The organism is Cellulomonas rhizosphaerae (assembly GCF_003470205.1).
Taxonomy (GTDB): Bacteria; Actinomycetota; Actinomycetes; order Actinomycetales; family Cellulomonadaceae; genus Cellulomonas; species Cellulomonas rhizosphaerae.
On the sequence record NZ_QWKP01000176.1, the window covers coordinates 1 to 21388 of the forward strand.

Consider the following 21388-nt stretch of genomic DNA (forward strand, 5'->3'; position numbering starts at 1 on the left):
AGGCTGTGCCGCAGGTCGAGCTGGTCGCTGAGCTGCACCGGCCCGGCCGTCCCGCTGCCGAAGCTCGGCAGCCGGACCGCGGACCAGCCGGGCATCGCGGCGAGCAGGGGTCCGAGCACCAGCGCGCCCACGACCACCGCGGCGCTCGACCACACCGCGGCGGAGGCCAGGCGGCCCCGCTCACGGCCGGCGGCGTGCGGCGCGGCGGTCACGGCGAGCAGCAGGAGGTAGGCGGTCCCGGTCCAGAGCAGCGCCCAGCCACCCGTGCCGAAGCCGAGGGAGATCGACGGGATCCACATCGCCAGGTAGGCGAGCCCGGCCCAGCCGGCGCGGCCGAGGGCGACGGCGAGCAGGTCGGCGACGAGGAAGACGAGCAGCGCGCCGACGAGCAGCACGAGCTCGACCGGCCGGGAGACGTCCATGGGCACCACGGACACGTTGATGAGGTCGAGCCCGTCGCCCCACACGGCACGCGTGCGCTCCCACGCGTCGAGGTCGGGGACCAGCTGGAGCCGTCCGGGTGGCGCGCCGTAGCGCAGGACGACCCCGACGAGCGCGACGAGCAGGCCGACGACCGACGGCACGAACCAGGTGCGCGTCAGTGCGCGGACGCCCGCGACGACGCCCGCGAGCAGCAGCACGGCGAACCAGATCGTGCCGCGCGAGGAGCTGGCGGACAGCAGGTTGGCGATCGCGAGCGTGCTCGCGCACGTGCCGACCGCCACGAGGCCGGTGGCGAGCGCGGCGCGGCCGCCGCGCGGAGCTCGTCGGGCCACGATGCTCATCGCACGCTCCCCAGCATCCGGGTCCAGGCGGCGACGACGTCCTCGCCGGGGGTCACGGCCACCGCGCGCCAGCCGGCCCGGCGCAGCGCGCGGACCGTGTGCTCGGAGTCCTGCTGCTGGGCCGCGCTCACGCCGTCGGTGCGGACCATCGCCCAGCCCTGCGCGGTGTCGACCACGTGCGCGAGCGACTCGCGTGCCTTGGGTCCGAGCGCGCCGAGCACGGCGAGGACGATCTCTCCGCCCGCCTCGGTGCTGTCGAGCATGTGGGCCGCGGCCACGAGGTGCTTCTCCGCCTCGCCGGCCGAGCGGGTGCTCTCCAGGTCGAGCGTGCGGTCGAGCAGGGCGCCGCGGGCGGAGTCGGTGCGGGCGTGCACGAACGGGGTGCCGGCCGCGCTCACCCGCGCGCCGTCCAGCATCCGCACGGGGTGGCCGGCGTCGAGCATCGCGAGCGCCATCGAGGCGCCCGCGGAGATCGTCCACTCGAGCGGCACGCCGCCGCGCAGCGGCAGGTCCATGAGCACGGAGACGGGACGCATGCCGGCGCGCTCGTCGGAGCGGACCATGAGCGCGCCGCGGCGGGCGCTGCTGCTCCAGTGCACGCGGCGCAGGTCGTCGCCCTCGCGGTAGTCACGCAGGGACGCGTCGTCGGTGGAGGGGGACCGGGCGCCCAGCGCAACCCGGTCGGGCTCGCCGACGAGGACGTCGGACGGCGTCGGCAGCGCCACGACAGCCGGCCACACCGTGACCTCGGCGCTGTCGCCGAGCGTCGCGGAGGAGGTCACCGTGCCGAACACGTCCGTGCGGGTCACGACGAGCGGGCCGATGGGCCAGCGACCCCGGCGTGCGGCCTCGACCGTGTAGCTGACCGTCACCTCGGACCGCTCGCGCACCACACGCGCCTTGAGGGGCTTGCCGGCCGACAGCTCGGTGGCGGCCTGCTCGGCGAACTTCAGCCCGGCGAGCCGGGTGCGTGCCCCGGAGTCGCGCGCGCGGATGTGCACGTCCACCCCGACGACCGACCCGGCATGCACGGGGTTGGGCATGACCACGCGGTCCACGTCGATCCGGTGCCGGCCACGGGCCGGGTCACGCCACGCCACGACGGCCGCGGCGCCCCCGACGCACAGCAGCGCGAGCAGTGCGATGCGCACCAGGTCGGTCGATCCCATGCCGGTGCCGAGCCCGAGGATCGCCAGGCCGGCGCCCGCCAGGCCCCAGCCGCGGGGGGTGGGACGCAGACGCATCAGCCGACGGAGCGAGACGAGCGGACGGCCGTGGGGGTCGGCAGCGGGATGCGCGCGACGATGTCGCGGACGATCGCGTCGGTGCCGCGACCGGACAGGCGCGACTCCGTGCTGGGCAGCAGGCGGTGCGCGAGCACGGCCTCGGCGAGCTCCTGGACGTCGTCGGGCAGCACGTGGTCGCGGCCGGCCAGCGCCGCGACGCCCTTCGCGGCGCGGAGCAGCTGGATCGCGGCACGCGGCGAGGCGCCGAGCCGCAGGCCCTGGTCCTCGCGCGTCGCGGTCACGAGGTCCACGACGTACCGCTTCACGCCGGGCGCCGCGTAGAGGCGGCGGGTGGTGTCGATGAGGCGACCGACGTGCGCGGCGTCGGTCGCGGGGCGCAGGTCGGCGAGCGGGTCGGCGGTCTCCTGCAGATCGAGCATCGCGAGCTCGGAGTCCACGCTGGGGTAGCCGACCGTGAGGCGAGCCATGAACCGGTCGCGCTGCGCCTCGGGCAGCGGGTAGGTGCCCTCCATCTCGACGGGGTTCTGCGTCGCGACGACGAGGAACGGGCGCGGCAGGGGATAGGTGTGGCCGTCGACCGTGGCCTGCGCCTCCTGCATGCACTCGAGCAGGGCGGACTGCGTCTTGGGCGAGGCACGGTTGATCTCGTCGCCGATGACGATGTGCGAGAACACGGGACCGGGCCGGAACTCGAACTCGTGCGTCTGGCTCCGGTAGATGTTCACGCCCGTGAGGTCGCTGGGCAGCAGGTCCGGCGTGAACTGGATGCGGCCGACCGTGCAGTCGATCGAGCGGGCCAGCGCCTTGGCCAGCGTCGTCTTGCCGACGCCCGGCACGTCCTCGAGCAGCAGGTGCCCCTCGGCGAGCAGGACGGCGAGGGTGGTGCGGACCAGGTCGGGGCGACCGGTCACCACCTTCTCGATGCCCGCGCGCATGCGCGTCGTGGTCTCGACGAGGTCGTCGAGCTCGCTCGACGTGGGAACGGCCTGCAGCATGGCGCCTCCTTTGGCGGAACTGGGGAAAGCCTACGTGGCGACACCGTTCTGACGGCGGGGTTCTTCCCCCCCACTTCGCTCCACCACGCACCCGTCCACCCACCCTCCCGTAGCAAATGCGCAGGTCGGCGCCGTGTCTGTGGTGATTCTTCCCGCCGAACGGGTGATTCCTGGGCGCCGTGACACGCCACGGCGCGGCGAGCGCGCGAGATCCCTCCACTTCCCCCCACGCGCGCTGACCTGCATGAACATGCGGCAGAAGGGTGAATTTGGCGTTCTGTGCCGTTGCCGGTGGAGGAAAGTGGAGTAGCGTGGGGGCACGTGGTGAGGCAGGGAGAGCCGAGCTCGAGACAAGGGAGGGAGGCGGGGTGTCCAGTGACTCGACGTCCGGCCTCTTCGGCTCGTCCGCGCCCTTCCTCGGCACGTACACCCCGCGCCTGGACGAGAAGGGTCGGCTCATCCTCCCGGCCAAGTTCCGTGGCCAGCTCTCGACGGGTCTGGTCATGACCCGCGGCCAGGAGCGCTGCCTCTTCTTGCTTCCGATGGACGAGTTCCGTCGGTACCACGGCCAGCTCGCGCAGGCCCCCGTCACGAGCAAGCAGGCTCGCGACTACCTGCGCGTGTTCCTGTCCGGCGCGAGCGACGAGCTCCCCGACAAGCAGGGCCGCATCTCGATCCCGCCTGTGCTGCGCAAGTACGCGGGGCTCGACCGGGACGTCGCTGTGATCGGCGCCGGCACCCGCGTGGAGATCTGGGACCTGCAGGCGTGGGAGACGTACCTCGAGGAGCAGGAGTCCGGCTACGCCGACACGACCGAGGAGGTCTTCCCGAACGGCCCGTTCTAGGTGGGGCATCACGGCGATGCAGTCGCCCGGTGAGACCTCCTCCCGTCCGCTCTGACGCACTTCCCCGCGTCAGAGGGCCGGTGGGGGATCTGGTCGGACGGCGGAGGGGCCGCTCGACCACACCTTTTCTTCTGAGCAGGACGCACGCAGGACGCACGCAGGACGCAAGCAGGACGCACGCAGGTCAGGTCAGGGACGAGCAGGGAAAGGGGGCGACGTGAGCGACGAGCGACCGGCCGACGAGCGACACGTCCCCGTCCTCCTGCAGCGCTGCCTCGACCTGCTCGCCCCGGCCCTCGCGGCCGAGGGGGCCGTGATGGTCGACTCGACGCTCGGCATGGGCGGTCACACCGAGGGTGTCCTGACCGCCTTCCCGCACGTCCGGGTGATCGGCCTGGACCGCGACACGCAGGCGCTCGAGCTCGCGGGCCGTCGCCTCGCGCCGTTCGGCGACCGGTTCGTCGGCGTGCACGCGGTGTACGACGCGATCCGCGACGTGCTCGACGAGCTCGGCATCCCCGCGGTGCAGGGCGTGCTCATGGACCTCGGCGTGTCCTCGTTGCAGCTCGACGAGGTCGACCGCGGCTTCTCCTACGCGCAGGACGCCCCGCTGGACATGCGGATGGACGCCACGCGCGGCCGGACGGCCGCCGACGTGCTCAACACCTACGAGGAGCGCGACCTCGCGCGGATCCTGCGGGTCTACGGCGAGGAGCGCTTCGCGCCGCGGATCGCGCGCAACGTCGTGGCGGCCCGTGCCAAGGCCCCGCTGCAGCGCACGGGCGAGCTCGTCGACATCATCCGCGCGAGCATCCCCGCGGCGAACCGGAAGGTCGGCGGCCACCCCGCCAAGCGCACGTTCCAGGCGCTGCGCATCGAGGTGAACGGCGAGCTCGTCACGCTCGAGCGCGCGGTGCCCGAGTCGATCGAGGCGTTGTCCGTGGGCGGCCGCATCGTCGTCGAGGCGTACCAGTCGCTCGAGGACCGCATCGTCAAGCAGGCCTTCGCGGCCGGCGCGACGACGAGCGCGCCGCCGGACCTGCCCGTCGTCCCCGAGACGCACACGCCGTACCTGCGGCTCGTCACGCGCGGCGCCGAGGAGGCCGACGACGCCGAGCTCGCGCTCAACCCGCGGTCCGCGTCGGTCCGGCTCCGGGCCGCGGAGCGCCTGCGCCCGACGCCGAGCCACATGCTCCCGCGCACCAACGAGCCCAGCAGGCCCACACAACCCGCCAGGACATCCGGCAAGAACCGCAGGAGGACGGCATGAGCGCCCAGGCCACCGCCCGCGTCGCACCCCCGGCGTTCGCGCCACGGCCGCGCCCCGAGCGCGAGGCGACGCCGTCGGCCCGGCTGCGCGTCGTGCGCGCACCCGCACAGGCGCGCACCCGCGTGCCGTTCGTCCTCGTCTGCATGGGCGTGCTGGCCGTGGCGCTGCTGTCCGCGCTGCTGCTCAACACGCAGATGGCCCAGGCGTCGTACGCGATCCACGACAAGACGAACGAGCTGGCCCGGCTCGACCAGGACCAGAAGGATCTCGTCGCCGTCCTCGACCACAAGTCCTCGCCCGAGGAGCTCGCCCAGGCGGCTCGCAGGCTCGACATGGTCCCCGCGGCCGGCACCGGGTGGGTGCGGTTGTCCGACGGCAGCGTCCAGGGCGCGCCGAAGGCGAAGAAGTGAGCGCCCCCACCACCGAGCGCCCCCGCACGCGGGTCCCCGCGCAGCGCCCGACGACGGGTGCGCGGCCCCCGCGCGTCGTGCAGGGACGCGTCGCTGCGCCGGCCAACCACGCGGGTGGTCGCGGCCGGATGGTGTTCCTCACCGTCGCGATCGTCACCGTGCTGGCGGTCTTCGCGGTCAAGCTCGTCTGGATCCAGGTGCTGCACGGTCCGGCGATCGCCGCCGACGCGCGCGACTCGCGCCTCATCCCGGTCTCCCTGCTCGGGGCACGCGGCCAGATCACGGACGTCAACGGCGTCGCGCTGGCGACGTCGGTCGAGCGGTACACGGTCTCGGTGAACCAGCTGCAGGTCGGCGACTTCATGGGCACCAAGGACGTGCCGAAGGGTGCCGAGGGCGTCGCGCAGCTGCTCGCGCCGATGCTCGACATGAGCGCGCCCGAGGTCGGCGGCATGCTCGTCGGCACCAAGGGGTACAAGGTGCTCAAGAAGGGCGTCCTGCCCGCGGTCGTGCGCGAGATCCGCAACCTCAAGCTCCCCGGGATCGGGATCGAGAAGGTCGCCGACCGGGTCTACCCGAACGGCGCGCTGGCCGGCAACGTCATCGGCTTCGTCAACTCCGCCGGTGCGGGCCTCGAGGGCCTCGAGGCCTCGCTCGACGACGAGCTCAAGGGCACCCCCGGCAAGGAGGTGTACGAGGGCGGCGCGGGCGGCCAGCCGATCCCCGGCGGCTACTCGCAGGACACCCCGGCCAAGCAGGGCAGCTCCGTGCGCCTGACGCTCGACTCGGACATCCAGTACAAGGCCGAGGCGGCCCTCGCCGAGGCGATCCACAAGACCGGCGCCGCGTCCGGCACGGTCGTGGTGCAGGAGGTCGGCTCGTCGGCCATCCTCGCGCTCGCCGACTCCAACACGCGCGACCCGAACAAGCCGGGTGCTTCCGACGGCTCCCTCGCGGCCTCGGTCTCGAACGTCTTCGAGCCCGGCTCGACCGGCAAGGTCATCACGATGGCCGCCGCGCTCGAGAACAAGCTCGTGACGCCGACGTCCGAGTTCAAGGTGCCGTACAGCTACACGACGTCCAACGGGCAGACGTTCCACGACTCGCACGAGCACGCGACGCTCAAGCTCACGACGACCGGGGTCCTCGCGCAGTCGTCGAACTCGGGCACGGTGATGATCGGCCAGGACCTGACCACCGACCAGCGCTACGCCTACCTCAAGCGCTTCGGGTTCGGTACCCGCACCGGCATCGAGCTGCCGGGGGAGTCACCCGGACTGTTCTCGGACCCGGACGGGCGCTCGAAGTACGCGGTGCTGTTCGGCCAGGCCGTGGCCGTCAACGCGCTCCAGGCCACGCAGGTGTTCGCGACGATCGCCAACCACGGCGTGCACGTGCAGCCGCACATCATCGCCGGCTGGACGGCGCCCGACGGCACCTACACCCCGGCGAGGACCGCGGACTCGACACGTGTCGTCAGCGCCAAGACCGCGGACACGGTGCTCTCGATGATGGAGAGCGTGGTCGACGACGGCACGGGCTCGAACGCCTCGATCCCGGGCTACCGCGTCGCCGGCAAGACGGGCACCGCGCAGAACTGGATCAAGGGCAAGCAGGGCATCACGGCCTCGTTCATCGGTGTGGTCCCTGCGGACGACCCGAAGATCGTCGTGAGCGTGATCCTGCACAACCCGAAGAGCTCGGTCTACGGCGGCGACGTCGCCGCACCCGTGTTCAAGGAGGTCGCCGCCTACACGCTCGGCGAGCTCGGCGTCGCGCCCTCGGGCAGCAAGGCGAAGCTCTACCCGACGACGTGGTGACCCGCCCGGCCGGGGCCCGCACGTGCCCGTCGGCGCACCCGGCTCGCGGTAGATTCTCCCCATGACCTCACCCGCCCGGATGCGTCCCGCGCATCCCGCGGAGCACGGCCTCGCCGCTCTCGCGGACCTGTTCTCCCTGGTCACAGCCTCGGACGCCCAGCTCGACGACGCCCGGGTCACCGGCGTCACGGTCGCCAGCAACGACGTCGAGCCCGGTGATGTCTTCGTCGCCGTCCCCGGTCTGCGCGTGCACGGCGCCGCCTACGCGGCTCAGGCCGTCGAGGCCGGCGCGGTCGCGGTGATCACCGACACCGCCGGCGCCGCGACGCTCGCCGCGCTGTCCGTGCCCGTGCTGGTCTCCGACGATCCGCGCGCGCTGGCCGGCCCGCTCGCCGCGGTGGTGCACGAGCGCCCGGCGGACCGCCTGACGACGGTCGGCATCACCGGCACCAACGGCAAGACGACCACCACCTACTTCGTCGACGCCGCCCTGCGCGCCGTGCACCCCGTCACCGCCGTGATGGGCACGGTCGAGCTGCGGATCGGCGACGAGGGCATCGAGAGCCCGCGCACCACGGTCGAGGCGCCCGTGCTGCAGGCGATCCTCGCCCTGGCGCTCGAGCGCGGCGCGGGTGCGGTCGCGATGGAGGTCTCGTCGCACGCCCTTGCCCTGGGACGCGTCTCGGGGCTCGAGCTCGACGTCGTCGCGTTCACCAACCTGCAGCGCGACCACCTCGACTTCCACGGCGACATGGACGGCTACTTCCGCGACAAGGCGCGCCTGTTCGCGCCCGGGCAGGGACGCCGCGGCGTCGTCGTGGTCGACGACGAGTGGGGCCGCCGGCTCGTGCGCGAGGCGCAGATCCCGGTCGAGTCCCTCGCCACGCACGTCGGCGCGCCCGAGGGTGCGGACGCGGACTGGGCGGTGGTGGCGGCCGACATCGGGCTCGACGGGGTCGGCTCCGCGTTCACGCTGCGCACGCCCGACGGCGCGCTGCTCGAGGCGCACAGCCCGCTGCCCGGCCTGGTCAACGTCTCGAACGCCGCCCTCGCGATCGTCGTCGCGCACCGCGCCGGCGTCCCTCTCGACGTCGCCGTGGAGGCCGTCGGCCACGCGGGGGCGATCCCGGGCCGCATGGAGCGCGTCATCGAGCGCGGCGACGGCCTGCCGCTCGCGCTCGTCGACTACGCGCACACGCCCGACGCGCTCGTCCTCGCACTCGAGGCCGTGCGGCCGATCACGCCCGGGCGCCTCGTGATCGTGTTCGGGTCCGACGGCGACCGCGACCAGGGCAAGCGCCCGATCATGGGCGAGATCGCGGCCCGGCTCGCGGACGTGATCGTCGTCACCGACGAGAACCCGCGTTCCGAGGAGCCGGCGGCCATCCGGTCCGCCATCCTGGACGGCGTCCGCGCCGTCCGCCCGGACCTGACCGACGTGCACGAGGCCACGAGCCGCACGCAGGCCATCCACGACGCCCTCGCGCTGGCTCACGAGCCGGACACCGTGATCATCACGGGCAAGGGGCACGAGCCGACACAGGAGATCGCCGGGGTGTTCCACCGGTACAACGACAGGGACGTGCTGCGGTCCGCGCGCGCCGAGCTGACCGCACCCGCGGAGCGGCACGCGTGATCGCGCTGACGGCGGCCGAGATCGCGGCCGCGACCGGCGGCGAGGTGCGCGCGGTCGGCCACGGCCCGCTCGTGGTGAGCGGCGCGGTGGTGACCGACTCGCGCGACGTCGAGCCCGGCGGCCTGTTCGTCGCGCTGCCCGGCGAGCACGTGGACGGGCACGACTACGCCGCCACGGCGGTCGCGGCCGGTGCCGCGCTCGTCCTGGCCGCGCACCCGGTGCACGCCGTTGACGGCTCCGAGCTGCCGTCCGTCGTCGTCGAGGACGTCGAGCGCGCGCTGGGCGACCTCGCGCGTGACGTGCTCGCGCGGCTGCGCGAGGCCGGCCTGGCGCCCGGCGGGTCGGGGCTGCGCGTGATCGGCGTCACGGGCTCCGTCGGCAAGACGACGACCAAGGACCTGCTCGCGCAGCTGTGCGGCGCGGCCGGACCGACGATCGCGCCCGTGCGGTCGTTCAACAACGAGATCGGCCTGCCCCTGACGGTGCTGCGGGCCGACGAGTCCACGCGGTTCCTCGTGCTCGAGATGGGCGCGAGCGGGCCGGGGCACCTCGACTACCTGACGCGGATCGCGCCGCCGGACGTGGCCGTCGTGCTCGTCGTGGGGCAGGCGCACCTGGGCGGCTTCGGGGGGATCGACGCGGTCGCGCGCGCCAAGGCCGAGATCGTCCAGGGCCTCGTGAGCGACGGCGTCGCGGTGCTCAACGCCGACGACCCGCGAGTCTCGGCGATGGCGGCGCTGGCGCCGGGCGAGGTCGTGCTGTTCGGGGCCGCGCCGACGTCCGACGTGCGGGCCGCCGACGTCGACATGGACCGCGCGGGCCGCGCGCGCTTCACGCTGGTCGCGCCCGACGGCGAGGCCAGCGTCGAGCTGCGCCTGGTCGGCGAGCACCACGTCCACAACGCGCTGGCGGCCGCGGCCGCCGCGCTGGCCGTCGGGCTCACGCTCGAGGAGGTCGCCGCGGGGCTGACCGCCGCGGACGCCCTGAGCCCGCACCGCATGCACGTGGTCGACCGCGCCGACGGCGTGACGATCATCGACGACTCCTACAACGCCAACCCCGACTCGATGCGGGCCGCGCTCAAGGCACTGGCGGTGCTCGCGGGCCGCGACCGGCGCTCGATCGCGGTGCTCGGCGAGATGCTCGAGCTCGGACCCGAGTCCCGCGAGGCGCACGACGCGCTCGGCACGCTCGTCGTCCGGCTGAACGTCGGCCTGACGGTCGTGGTCGGCGAGGGCGCGCGCGGCATCCGCGACGGGGCCAACCGCGAGGGCAGCTGGGGCGACGAGGTCGTGCTGGTCGACGACCTCGAGAACGCCCGCCTGCTCCTCGAGCACGAGCTGCGCGCGGGCGACGTCGTCCTGGTGAAGTCGTCGTACGGCGCCGGCCTCTGGCAGCTCGGCGACCTGCTGGTCGAGGGGGGTGGCGCCGCGTGAAGGCGGTCCTCATCTCCGGCGGGCTCTCGATGCTCGTCGCGCTGCTCGTCACGCCGCTGTTCATCCGGCTGCTCGTGCGCAAGCAGTACGGCCAGTTCATCCGCCAGGACGGACCCACCGCGCACTTCACCAAGCGCGGCACGCCCACCATGGGCGGCGTCGTCATCATCGCCGCGACGCTCATCGGCTGGTGCGGCGCGCTGATCGTCACCGGGACCGCGCCGAGCGCGTCCGAGGTGCTCGTCCTGTTCCTCATGACCGGCCTCGGGCTGGTGGGGTTCCTCGACGACTACATCAAGATCTCCCGGCAGCGCAGCCTCGGGCTGCAGGCGCGGTGGAAGTTCGTCGGGCAGGGCCTGGTCGGCGTGATATTCGCGGTCGCGGCCCTGCAGTTCCCGAACAGCCAGTTCCGCACGCCCGCGTCCACGCGCATCTCGTTCATCCGCGACACGAACATCGACCTCGCGTTCGCCGGGGTCACGATCGGGCTGCTGCTGTTCGTCATCTGGGCCAACTTCCTCATCACCGCCTGGTCGAACGCGGTCAACCTCACCGACGGGCTCGACGGGCTCGCGACGGGCACGTCCCTCATCGTGTTCGGCTCGTTCGTCGTCGTGGGCGTCTGGCAGTTCAACCAGTCGTGCCAGTTCCTCGCGACCGCCGGACCCAGCTGCTACGAGACGCGCGACCCGCTCGCCCTGGCCGTCGTGGCCGCCGCGATCACCGGCGCGTGCTTCGGCTTCCTGTGGTGGAACGCGAGCCCGGCCAAGATCTTCATGGGTGACACCGGCTCGCTGGCCCTCGGCGGCGCGCTCGCCGGCCTGTCGATCCTGTCCCGCGTCGAGATCCTCGCGGCAATCATCGGAGGCCTCTTCGTCCTCGAGGTGCTCTCGGACGTCATCCAGATCGGCTTCTTCAAGATGACCGGCCGACGCGTGTTCAAGATGGCGCCGCTGCACCACCACTTCGAGCTCCAGGGCTGGGGCGAGGTCACGATCGTCATCCGGTTCTGGATCATCGCGGGGCTGTTCGTCGCCCTCGGGATCGGGATCTTCTACGCCGAGTGGGTGTCCGGCTAGGTGGCGCCGCAGGACCTGGACGGCGCGCGCGTCGTCGTCGCCGGCCTGGGGGTCTCCGGGCGGGCCGCGGCCGACGTGCTCGCGTCCGCCGGCGCGCGCGTCGTGCCCGTCGATGACGGCGCGGGCGACGTCATCTCGTCGGCCGAGTACCTCGCCGGGACCGGGCTGGACCGCGCGGACCTCGTCGTCGCGTCGCCGGGGCTGCCTCCGCACCACCCGCTGATCGCCGCCGCCCTCAGTCGCGGGCTGCCCGTGTGGTCCGAGGTCGAGCTCGCGTGGCGCCTGCGCGCCTCGCGTCCCGACGGCCACGCGCCCTGGCTCGCGGTGACCGGCACGAACGGCAAGACGACGACCGTCGGCATGCTCGACGCGATCCTGCGCGCGGCGGGTCGCACGTCGGCCACGGTCGGCAACGTCGGCACGCCCGTCGTGCTCGCCGCGACCGACCCGTCCTACGACGTGCTGGCCGTGGAGCTGTCGAGCTTCCAGCTGCACTTCACGCACTCGATGTCCCCGCAGGCCTCGGCCGTGCTCAACATCGCCGCCGACCACCTCGACTGGCACGGTGACCTCGAGCAGTACGCGGCCGACAAGGGCCGCATCTACGAGCGCGCGCAGGTCGCGTGCATCTACAACCTGGCCGACCCGCGCACGATGGACCTCGTCGAGCAGGCCGAGGTCGTCGACGGCGCCGTCGCTGTCGGCTTCACCACCGGCACGCCCCTGGTCGGGCAGGTCGGCATGGTCGAGGACGTGCTCGTCGACCGCGGCTTCGCGCGCCTGCGACACACGCACGCCGCCGAGCTCGGGACGCTCGACGACCTCGCGCAGCTCGCGGGGCCGGACGGCACCGTGCCGCGGCACGTGATCGCCGACGCCCTGGCTGCCGGCGCGCTCGCGCTGGCGCACGGCGTCGAGCCGACCGCGGTGCGCGACGGGCTGCGCTCGTTCGGCCCGACCGCCCACCGCATCGAGACCGTCGCGGTGCGGGACGGCGTCGCGTGGGTCGACGACTCGAAGGCCACCAACGCGCACGCCGCGGCCGCGTCGCTCGGCGCGTTCGAGCCCGGCTCGGTCGTCTGGATCGCCGGTGGGCTGGCCAAGGGCGCGCGGTTCGACGAGCTCGTCGCCACGCGCCGCGACCGGCTGCGGGCCGTCGTGCTGATCGGCGTGGACCGCGAGCCGCTGCGTGACGCGCTCGCCCGACACGCGCCGGATGTCCCGGTCGTCGAGGTCGAGCCCGGTGAGACTGGCACGGTGATGACCCGCGCCGTGCACGAGGCCGAGCGCCTCGCTGCGCCCGGCGCCACCGTCCTCCTCGCCCCCGCCTCCGCGTCGATGGACCAGTTCGCGTCGTACGCAGCGCGGGGGAGCGAGTTCACTGCCGCGGTGCGGGCGCTCGGATGACGACGACCGCCCCGCGACTGACGGCCGAGGACGAACCGCCCCGCCGCCGGTCGCTGCTCGGCCAGTGGAACAGCGCGGTGACGAGCTACTACGTGCTCGTCGGCGCCTCGGCGCTGCTGCTCATCATCGGCCTCGTCATGGTGCTGTCGAGCTCGAGCGTCGAGTCGCTCGCCGACGGCAACTCCCCGTACGCGGTGTTCTTCGACCAGGCCAAGTACGCCCTCATGGGCCTGCCCGTGCTGTTCGTGCTGTCCCGGCTCCCGGTCCGCGCCTACAAGCGGATCGCCTGGCCGGCGCTGATCGCGGCGATGGTTTTCCAGCTGCTCGTGTTCAGCCCGCTGGGCCGGGCCGTCGGCGGCAACAAGGGCTGGATCGTCGTGGGCTCGTTCTCCGCGCAGCCGTCGGAGGCGCTCAAGCTCGCGCTCGCGATCTGGCTCGGCGTGGTCCTGACGCGCAAGCAGGCGCTGCTGCACCAGTGGCAGCACGTGTTCGTGCCCGCCGTGGTGGTCGCCGCCGGTGCGATCCTGCTGGTCCTGGCCGGGCACGACCTGGGCACGGCGATGGTCATGATCGTGCTGGTCGCGGGCGCGCTGTTCGTCGCCGGCGTGCCCATGCGCATGTTCGCGGTCGCGGGCGTCTTCGGCATCGGTGCCGCCGTCGTGCTGGCCGCGACGAGCGACAACCGCACGGCCCGGATCAGCAGCTGGCTCAACAGCGAGTCCTGCAGCAACTCGGGCCCGTGCTACCAGACGCTGCACGGCGGCTGGGGCCTCGCGAGCGGCGGCATCGGCGGCCTCGGCCTCGGGCAGAGCCGCGAGAAGTGGAGCTACCTGCCCGCGGCGCACAACGACTTCATCTTCGCGATCCTCGGCGAGGAGCTCGGCCTGGTCGGCACGCTCATCGTGCTCGGCCTGTTCGGGCTGCTCGCGTTCGCCATGATCCGCGTCATCCGCCGCCACCCGGACCCGTTCGTGCAGATCACGACGGGCGCGATCCTGTGCTGGATCATCGGGCAGGCGCTGCTCAACATCGCGGTCGTCATCGGGCTCGCGCCCGTCATCGGCGTCCCGCTTCCCCTCGTCTCCGCCGGAGGTTCGGCTCTCATCATGACCATGGCCGCGCTCGGCGTCGTCATCTCGTTCTCGCGCTCGGAGCCCGGCGCGGCCGAAGCCCTCTCGGCCCGGCCCAGCGTGGTGCGGCGCTCGCTCGCCGTGATCGGGCAGGCCCGTGGCTGAGCCGCTGTCCGTCCTGCTCGCGGGCGGTGGTACCGCGGGCCACGTGAACCCGCTGCTCGCCGTGGCCGACGAGCTGCACCGGCGCCACCCCGACGCGGTGCTGACCGTGCTCGGCACGGCCGAGGGGCTCGAGGCCCGGCTCGTGCCCGAGCACGGGCTGCCGCTCGCGTACGTCCCGCGCGTGCCGCTGCCGCGCCGCCCGTCGGCCGACCTGCTGCGCCTGCCCGGGCGCCTGCGCGCCGCCGTGGCCGCCGCGGGCAAGGCGATCGACGACGCGGGCGCGCAAGTCGTCGTCGGCTTCGGCGGGTACGTCTCGACGCCGGCGTACCTCGCGGCGCGCAAGCGGCGCATCCCCGTGGTCATCCACGAGCAGAACGCGCGTCCCGGCCTCGCGAACCGGCTCGGCTCGCGCTGGGCCGCCGCGGTCGCCGTGACGTTCGCGGGCACGACGCTGCGCGGTGCGCAGGTCACGGGCCTGCCGCTGCGCGCCACGATCGCCGAGCTCGTCGCGGAGCGGGCCGCGGACGCCGCGGGCTCGCGTCGCGCGGGTGCCGAGGCGCTCGGCCTGGACCCGGCCCTGCCGACGCTGCTGGTGACCGGTGGGTCGAGCGGCGCCGCTAGCGTCAACGCCGCCGCGGCCGGTGCCGCCGCGGACCTGCTCGCCGCGGGCGTCCAGGTGCTGCACCTGACCGGCCTGGGCAAGGCCGAGCCCGTGACCGCCGCGCTGGCGGGCGTGCCCGGCGCCGAGCGCTACCAGGTGCGCGAGTACCTCACCGACATGCACCTGGCCCTCGCCGCGTCCGACGTGGTGCTCGCGCGCTCCGGCGCCGGCACCGTGTGCGAGCTCGCGGCCCTGGGCATCCCGGCCGTCTACGTGCCGCTGCCCGTGGGCAACGGCGAGCAGCGGCTCAACGCGGCCGACGTGGTGGCGGCGGGCGGCGGCGTGCTGGTCGACGACGCCGAGCTCGACGCCGCGTGGATCCGCGCGCACCTGCCCGTCCTGCTCGTCGGCGACGACGCGCCCGAGACCCGCGCGCGGATGGGTGCGGCCGCCGCGAGCGTGGGCGTCCCGGACGCGGCCGGCCGGGTCGCGGCCCTCGTCGAGGCGCAGGTCCGGCCGTGAGTGCGGTCTCCGCCCTCGGTCACGTGCACCTCGTGGGCGTCGGCGGCGCCGGCATGTCGGCGATCGCGACGCTGCTCGCGGCGCGCGGGCTGCGCGTCAGCGGTTCCGACGCGGCCGACGGCCCGGCCCTGCCCGCGCTGCGTGCCGCGGGCGTCGAGGTCCACGTGGGCCACGACGCGAAGCTCGTCGACGACGTCGACACGCTCGTCGTCTCCTCCGCGGTCCGGGCCACCAACCCCGAGCTCGGCCGCGCGCGCGAGCGCGGCATCGCGGTGCTGCACCGCTCGCAGGCCCTCGCCGCGCTCATGGCCGACCGCGACGCGGTCGCCGTCGCCGGCGCCCACGGCAAGACCACGACGAGCGCGATGGTCGCCGTCGCGCTGCTCGCGGCGGGCGCGGACCCGTCGTTCGCGATCGGCGGCACGGTCCTGTCCGACGACGGCCCCCTGGGTGGCGCGCGCGACGGCTCCGGCGCGGCCTTCGTCGCCGAGGCCGACGAGTCCGACGGCTCGTTCCTCGCGTACGAGCCGCTGGTCGCGCTCGTCACGAACGTCGAGCCGGACCACCTGGACCACTACGGCTCGCGCGAGGCGTTCGAGCAGGCGTTCGTCAACTTCGCTGCCCGCGTGCGACCCGGCGGGACGCTGGTCGCGTGCGCCGACGACGAGGGTGCCGCGCGGCTCGTCGACGCGGCGCGCGACGACCTCGCGGCGCGCGGCGCCTCCGTGGTGACGTACGGCCGGTCCGCCGGTGCCGACGTGGTGCTCACCGACACGCCCGGCGGCTGGTCCGGCCACCTGGTCGGCCTGGGCGCCGAGGTCGACGTGACGCTCGCGGTGCCCGGCGCACACAACCTGCTCAACGCCGCCGGCGCCTGGGCCGCGTGCGTCCGCCTCGGTGTCGACCCCGCCGCCGCGGCTGCGGGCCTCGGCGCGTTCCGCAGCACCGGCCGGCGGTTCGAGCTCCGTGGCACGGTCGGCGGCGTTCGCGTCGTCGACGACTACGCGCACCACCCGACGGAGGTCGCGGCGGTCCTGGGGGCCGCGCGGTCGGTCACGGGAGAGGGACGCGTCCTCGCGCTCTTCCAGCCGCACCTGTACTCCCGCACCAAGACCTTCGCGACCGAGTTCGGCACCGCGTTCGACCTCGCCGACGTCGTCGTCGTCACGGACGTCTACGCCGCACGCGAGGACCTCGACCCCGAGGTCACCGGCGCGCTCGTCGTCGACCGCGTGCCCACGCCCGGCAAGGCCACCTTCGTGCCGGACAAGCGCGACGCGGCCCTCGCGGTCGCGGCCCAGGCGCGCCCCGGCGACCTGGTGCTGACGATCGGCGCGGGCGACGTGACGAACCTCGGCCCGGTCATCCTGCGGGCGCTCGAGGAGCGGGCGGGGGAGCACGCGTGAGCCCGTCGCGCCCGACCGCCCCGCGCCCGGCAGCTCCCTCGTCGCCGCGCCGGCCGGCGACGCCCCGGCCCGCTGCTGCACCCTCGCCCGACTCGTCGGCGGCCCCGCCTCGCCCCTCCCCGTCGCGCACAGGTGCGGTGCCCAAGCAGCCCGCGCAGCCCACGCCGCCCCCGACGTCGGGTCCGACCCCGACGACGGCGACGGGCACGCACCGCAACGTCTCCACCTACTCCGCGTCGGGCCGGCGCCTGTCCGCAACCCCCGCGGCCGTACCGGCCGTGCCCGTCGTCTCGACCACGTCGCTCGCGCGCTTCGCGGAGCGTGCCCGCGCGCGGCGCACCATCGCGCGCCGCCAGATCCTCGGCATCGCCGGAGGTCTCGTCGCGGTGCTCGCGCTCGCGTGGCTCCTGTTCCTGTCACCGGTGCTCGCGCTCGACCCGGACCAGGTCACGGTGACGGGCGCCGGCTCGGTCGTGGCGGTGGACAAGGTCACGGACGTGGTCGACGCGCGCGCCGACGTCCCGCTGCCGCGCCTGGACACCATCACGATGCGCGACGAGATCCTCGACGTGCCGGGTGTGCGCGAGGCGCGGGTGATGCGCGACTGGCCGCACGGCGTCTCGGTGACGATCGTCGCGCGAGAGCCCGTCGCGGCGGTGCCCGACGAGGGCGGCTACGCGCTGCTGGACATGGACGGCGTGCAGGTCGGCCGCGTGGACAGTGCGCCCAAGGGCCTGCCCGTGGTCGACGTGCCCGTGGGGGAGAAGCGCACGCTCGCCGCCGTGCTCTCGGTGCTCGAGCAGCTGCCCGACGACCTGCTCGGCGACGTCCGCTCGGTCGCCGCGCGCACGCAGGACACGGTGACCATGACGCTGCGCGACGGCGTGCGGGTCGACTGGGGGAGCGCGGCGCGGACGCCGCTCAAGATCTCGGTGCTGAGCACGATCCTGGGCTCGAAGGAGGGCAAGGACGTCAAGGTCGTCGACGTCTCCGCGCCCCAGCTCCCGGTGACCCGCTAGCCCTGCAGCAACCACGGATCACAGCAGTCGCCGACACGCGCGGCGCGGTCGTTGATCGCGGGCGGTCGGACACCTAGCGTCACGCACTGACAGCACACCTGACATAACTATAACCCTCAACCTGAGGGTGAAGGTTGAATGCCGGAGCCGGCGTGTCGGCTCCGGGGATCCGCGGCTCGACCGCGGCCGGCAAGCGAGAACGAGAGGCACCCACCGTGGCAGCTCCGCAGAACTACCTGGCGGTCATCAAGGTCGTCGGCATCGGCGGCGGCGGCGTCAACGCCGTGAACCGCATGATCGAGGTCGGGCTCAAGGGTGTCGAGTTCATCGCCGTCAACACCGACGCCCAGGCCCTGCTCATGTCCGACGCGGACGTCAAGCTGGACGTGGGCCGCGAGCTCACGCGCGGCCTCGGCGCCGGCGCGGACCCCGAGGTCGGCAAGAAGGCCGCCGAGGACCACTCGGAGGAGATCGAGGACGTCCTGCGCGGCGCCGACATGGTCTTCGTCACCGCGGGGGAGGGTGGTGGCACCGGGACCGGTGGCGCTCCCGTCGTGGCGCGCATCGCGCGCTCGCTCGGAGCGCTGACGATCGGTGTCGTCACGCGCCCGTTCACCTTCGAGGGCCGCCGTCGCTCGGTCCAGGCCGACGCGGGCATCGACGCCCTGCGCGCCGAGGTCGACACGCTCATCGTCATCCCGAACGACCGCCTGCTGCAGATCTCCGACCGCTCGGTCTCGGTGCTGTCCGCGTTCCACTCGGCCGACCAGGTGCTGCTCTCCGGTGTCCAGGGCATCACCGACCTGATCACCACGCCGGGCCTGATCAACCTCGACTTCGCCGACGTGAAGTCCGTCATGCAGGGCGCCGGCTCGGCGCTCATGGGCATCGGCTTCGCCCGTGGCGAGGACCGCGCGGTGCAGGCTGCCGAGATGGCGATCTCCTCGCCGCTGCTCGAGGCCAGCATCGACGGCGCGCACGGCGTGCTGCTCTCGATCCAGGGTGGCTCGGACCTCGGCCTGTTCGAGATCAACGAGGCGGCCCGGCTCGTGCAGGAGGCCGCGCACCCGGAGGCGAACATCATCTTCGGTGCGGTCATCGACGACGCCCTCGGCGACGAGGTCCGCGTCACGGTCATCGCGGCAGGCTTCGACGGCGGTTCGCCGTCGGTGCGCCGCGACTCGCGGGCGCTGGGTCAGGTCTCCGGCTCGGCGGCGCCCGCCGCACGCCCGGCGCCCCAGCTGCCCGCGCCCCGGCAGGCGGAGCGTGGCGACGAGCTCACCGCGCCCATCCCGGCCTCGGTGCCCGTCGCCCAGCCCGCCGTCCCCGCGTTCCTGTCCACCGAGGCCGAGCCGGTGCCGATCACCGGCGCGCTCGAGGTCCCGCGGATCTTCTCGGAGGACGCGCCGCGCCGTGAGCGCGACGAGCTGGACGTGCCCGACTTCCTGAAGTGATCGCGCTCGACGAGGCCGAGCTCGGCGCGGGTGTCCGCGCCGGGTTCACCTCGCGGCTCGGGGGCACCAGCCTGGCGCCGTACTCCGGGCTGAACCTGGGTGACCACGTCGGCGACGACCCGCAGGCCGTGGCGCGCAACCGCGCGCTGCTCGCCTCGTGGGTCGGCGCCGACGTCGTGTTCTCCGCGCAGGTGCACGGCCGCGGCGTCGTCGTTCTCGACGGACCGCCGACCGGCCCCGTGGGCGAGGCGGACGCGCTGGTCTCGTGCGACCCGTCGGTGGCGGTGGCCGTCGTGGTCGCGGACTGCGTTCCGGTGCTGCTGGCCGACGACGACGCGGGGGTCGTCGCCGCCGTCCACGCCGGGCGACCGGGCCTCGTCGCCGGCGTGCTGCAGGCAGCGCTCGACGCGATGGTCGGCGCGGGCGCCCGGCGGGACCGGGTCGTCGCCTCGCTGGGACCGAGCATCGCGGGCTCGTCGTACGAGGTGCCGGCCGCGATGCGGGACGAGGTCGAGGCCGCGGTGCCCGGCACGGCGACCCTGACGTCGTGGGGGACCCCCGCGCTGGACCTGCCGGCCGGGGTCGTCGGTGTGCTGCGCGCGCAGGGCATCAGCTCGATCGCGACCTCGTCGGCCGACACGTGGACGGACCGCGACTACTACTCCTTCCGGCGCGAGGGTCGCACGGGAAGGTTCGCGGGAGTTGTGCGCCCGACCCATTGACAGCACCTGCACTCACCTGCTGCGCGGGCGTGTCGCGCGCGGGACGGCGTGTCCGGCGTTGCTAGCGTGATCAGCGAGACGGACCCGCCCTGATCCGGGGTCCGGACACCGCACGACCTGTACACACGCCGGAGCTTTCCGGGGGAGGGGCGAGGGCCATGGCCGGAGCACTGCGCAAGACGATGCTGTACCTCGGACTGGCCGACGACCGCGGCGAGCACGAGGAGTACCTCGACGAGTACGACGAGGGAGAGGCACCTGTGGAGCACCAGGAGTACGAGGCCCAGGTCACGCCGCTGCGTCCGACGCGCGTCGCCGCCACGCCCCAGCACGAGGCGCACGCCGCGCCGCAGGCAGGTGAGCTGCGTCGCATCACGACGATCCACCCGCGCTCGTACAACGACGCGCGCAAGATCGGCGAGGCGTTCCGCGAGGGCACTCCCGTGATCATGAACCTGACCGACATGGACGACGCGGACGCCAAGCGCCTGGTCGACTTCTCGGCCGGCCTGATCTTCGGCCTGCACGGTGCGATCGAGCGGGTCACCGCCAAGGTGTTCCTGCTCTCGCCGTCGCACGTCGAGGTGTCGGGCGAGGCGCCCGCCGCCGAGCCGGTGACGCGAGCCGGCTTCTTCAACCAGAGCTGACGCGTGCGGACAGTCCTGGACGTCGCGTACCTGGCGCTGCTGCTCTTCTTCATCCTGCTGCTCGTCCGGCTCGTGCTGGACTGGGTGATGGTCTTCGCGCGGTCCTGGCGTCCGACGGGCGTCGCGCTCGTCGTCGCCGAGGCCACGTACACGGTCACCGACCCGCCGCTGCGGCTGCTGCGCCGCGTCATCCCCCCGCTGCGGATCGGCGCGATCTCGCTCGACCTCGCGTTCATGGTCCTGTTCCTGCTCTGCACCGTGGGGCTGTCCTTGCTGGGGTGACCAGGGCGAAGGCGGCAGCCCGGTGTTCACCGTGCCGGGCGACGCGCCGTCGAGATCGTCCACGCCCGGGGAGTGCTGCCCGGGCAATGTCCGCTACGGTGGCCCGAGGTGGTCGGAGGACTGCCCCGGCCTGACAGTTCGACTCACAGAGGTGACGACCATGGCGCTGCTGACCGCAGACGAGGTGCTGAACAAGAAGTTCCAGGCGACCAAGTTCCGCGAGGGCTACGACCAGGACGAGGTCGACGACTTCCTGGACGAGGTCGTCAACACGCTTCGTGACATCCAGGGCGAGAACGACGACCTGAAGACGAAGCTCGCCGCCGCGGAGCGCCGGATCGCCGAGCTGAGCCGCGCGGGAGCGCAGCAGGCCGCGCCGGCCCCCAAGCCGGAGCCGGTCCCCGAGCCCACGCCCGAGCCCGTCCCGGCCCCCGCGCCGGTCGCGGCCGCACCCGCACCCGTCGCCGCTCCGATCGTCGCCCCCGTCGCGGCGCCGCAGCGCGGCAACGAGCCCGAGTCGGCCACCGGCATGCTGGCCCTCGCGCAGAAGCTCCACGACGACTACGTGCG

General features: G+C 73.8%; 20 protein-coding genes. 17 read left to right on the forward strand and 3 right to left on the reverse strand.

Translation table 11 applies throughout. From position 1 onward, the window contains the following. The 3 genes from D1825_RS07670 to D1825_RS07680 form a co-directional block, all read right to left on the reverse strand. Positions 1-785 (reverse strand): DUF3488 domain-containing protein (locus D1825_RS07670; protein ID WP_118766849.1); only part of this gene is annotated, 785 nt, incomplete at its 3' end. Then, positions 782-2029: a DUF58 domain-containing protein gene (locus D1825_RS07675; RefSeq protein WP_118766850.1), complete on the reverse strand. Its 1248-nt coding sequence runs from the start codon at positions 2027-2029 to the stop codon at positions 782-784. The genes D1825_RS07675 and D1825_RS07670, both read right to left, overlap by 4 nt. Further along, entirely contained in the window at positions 2029-3027 is a 999-nt protein-coding gene (locus D1825_RS07680) for an AAA family ATPase (RefSeq protein WP_118766851.1), read from the reverse strand. The genes D1825_RS07675 and D1825_RS07680 overlap by 1 nt, the downstream gene beginning before the upstream one ends. A gap of 368 nt (positions 3028-3395) precedes the next feature. Between D1825_RS07680 and mraZ the strand changes: the two genes are divergently transcribed. The 17 genes from mraZ to D1825_RS07765 all read left to right on the forward strand — a co-directional run. After that, positions 3396-3872, forward strand: a complete 477-nt coding sequence (gene mraZ, locus D1825_RS07685) for a division/cell wall cluster transcriptional repressor MraZ (RefSeq protein WP_118766852.1) — start codon at positions 3396-3398, stop codon at positions 3870-3872. A gap of 217 nt (positions 3873-4089) precedes the next feature. Next, on the forward strand, positions 4090-5142 hold the full coding sequence (gene rsmH, locus D1825_RS07690; protein ID WP_118766853.1) for a 16S rRNA (cytosine(1402)-N(4))-methyltransferase RsmH: 1053 nt from the start codon (positions 4090-4092) through the stop codon (positions 5140-5142). Beyond that, complete coding sequence (locus D1825_RS07695; protein WP_118766854.1) at positions 5139-5552, forward strand: hypothetical protein; 414 nt, start codon at positions 5139-5141, stop codon at positions 5550-5552. Before rsmH ends, D1825_RS07695 begins: the two co-directional genes overlap by 4 nt. Further along, complete coding sequence (locus D1825_RS07700; protein ID WP_233549704.1) at positions 5549-7372, forward strand: peptidoglycan D,D-transpeptidase FtsI family protein; 1824 nt, start codon at positions 5549-5551, stop codon at positions 7370-7372. The genes D1825_RS07695 and D1825_RS07700 overlap by 4 nt, the downstream gene beginning before the upstream one ends. Before the next feature lie 61 nt (positions 7373-7433). Continuing rightward, positions 7434-9008 (forward strand): UDP-N-acetylmuramoyl-L-alanyl-D-glutamate--2,6-diaminopimelate ligase, encoded by a 1575-nt coding sequence (locus D1825_RS07705; RefSeq protein WP_118766855.1) that lies wholly within the window; start codon positions 7434-7436, stop codon positions 9006-9008. Then, entirely contained in the window at positions 9005-10444 is a 1440-nt protein-coding gene (locus tag D1825_RS07710; protein WP_118766856.1) for a UDP-N-acetylmuramoyl-tripeptide--D-alanyl-D-alanine ligase, read from the forward strand. Before D1825_RS07705 ends, D1825_RS07710 begins: the two co-directional genes overlap by 4 nt. Beyond that, a complete protein-coding gene (gene mraY, locus D1825_RS07715; RefSeq protein WP_118766857.1) occupies positions 10441-11523 on the forward strand; it encodes a phospho-N-acetylmuramoyl-pentapeptide-transferase in 1083 nt (360 codons plus the stop codon). The genes D1825_RS07710 and mraY overlap by 4 nt, the downstream gene beginning before the upstream one ends. After that, complete coding sequence (gene murD, locus D1825_RS07720; RefSeq protein ID WP_118766858.1) at positions 11524-12930, forward strand: UDP-N-acetylmuramoyl-L-alanine--D-glutamate ligase; 1407 nt, start codon at positions 11524-11526, stop codon at positions 12928-12930. Then, entirely contained in the window at positions 12927-14165 is a 1239-nt protein-coding gene (gene ftsW, locus D1825_RS07725; RefSeq protein WP_118766859.1) for a putative lipid II flippase FtsW, read from the forward strand. Before murD ends, ftsW begins: the two co-directional genes overlap by 4 nt. Further along, positions 14158-15288, forward strand: a complete 1131-nt coding sequence (murG, locus tag D1825_RS07730; RefSeq protein ID WP_118766860.1) for an undecaprenyldiphospho-muramoylpentapeptide beta-N-acetylglucosaminyltransferase — start codon at positions 14158-14160, stop codon at positions 15286-15288. The genes ftsW and murG overlap by 8 nt, the downstream gene beginning before the upstream one ends. Further along, positions 15285-16694 carry a UDP-N-acetylmuramate--L-alanine ligase gene (gene murC, locus D1825_RS07735; RefSeq protein WP_118766861.1) on the forward strand — a complete coding sequence of 470 codons (1410 nt, stop codon included), beginning with the start codon at positions 15285-15287 and terminating at the stop codon, positions 16692-16694. The genes murG and murC overlap by 4 nt, the downstream gene beginning before the upstream one ends. Positions 16695-16831: 137 nt before the next feature. Continuing rightward, positions 16832-17713 (forward strand): cell division protein FtsQ/DivIB, encoded by an 882-nt coding sequence (locus tag D1825_RS07740; RefSeq protein ID WP_233549706.1) that lies wholly within the window; start codon positions 16832-16834, stop codon positions 17711-17713. A gap of 215 nt (positions 17714-17928) precedes the next feature. After that, positions 17929-19167: a cell division protein FtsZ gene (ftsZ, locus tag D1825_RS07745; RefSeq protein WP_118766863.1), complete on the forward strand. Its 1239-nt coding sequence runs from the start codon at positions 17929-17931 to the stop codon at positions 19165-19167. Continuing rightward, on the forward strand, positions 19164-19889 hold the full coding sequence (gene pgeF / locus D1825_RS07750; protein WP_325051471.1) for a peptidoglycan editing factor PgeF: 726 nt from the start codon (positions 19164-19166) through the stop codon (positions 19887-19889). Before ftsZ ends, pgeF begins: the two co-directional genes overlap by 4 nt. A gap of 158 nt (positions 19890-20047) precedes the next feature. After that, entirely contained in the window at positions 20048-20536 is a 489-nt protein-coding gene (locus D1825_RS07755; RefSeq protein WP_118766864.1) for a cell division protein SepF, read from the forward strand. 3 nt (positions 20537-20539) lie between these two features. Continuing rightward, on the forward strand, positions 20540-20818 hold the full coding sequence (locus D1825_RS07760; RefSeq protein WP_118766865.1) for a YggT family protein: 279 nt from the start codon (positions 20540-20542) through the stop codon (positions 20816-20818). 160 nt (positions 20819-20978) lie between these two features. Then, positions 20979-21388 (forward strand): DivIVA domain-containing protein (locus D1825_RS07765; protein WP_118766868.1); only part of this gene is annotated, 410 nt, incomplete at its 3' end.

What these genes read in the sequence shown, in the direction of transcription:
- D1825_RS07675 (WP_118766850.1), bottom strand. Translation starts at nt 2,029, where the DNA reads ATGCGTCTGCGTCCCACCCCCCGCGGCTGGGGCCTGGCGGGCGCCGGC.
- D1825_RS07680 (WP_118766851.1), bottom strand. Translation starts at nt 3,027, where the DNA reads ATGCTGCAGGCCGTTCCCACGTCGAGCGAGCTCGACGACCTCGTCGAG.
- D1825_RS07695 (WP_118766854.1), top strand. Translation starts at nt 5,139, where the DNA reads ATGAGCGCCCAGGCCACCGCCCGCGTCGCACCCCCGGCGTTCGCGCCA.
- D1825_RS07705 (WP_118766855.1), top strand. Translation starts at nt 7,434, where the DNA reads ATGACCTCACCCGCCCGGATGCGTCCCGCGCATCCCGCGGAGCACGGC.
- ftsW (WP_118766859.1), top strand. Translation starts at nt 12,927, where the DNA reads ATGACGACGACCGCCCCGCGACTGACGGCCGAGGACGAACCGCCCCGC.
- D1825_RS07755 (WP_118766864.1), top strand. Translation starts at nt 20,048, where the DNA reads ATGGCCGGAGCACTGCGCAAGACGATGCTGTACCTCGGACTGGCCGAC.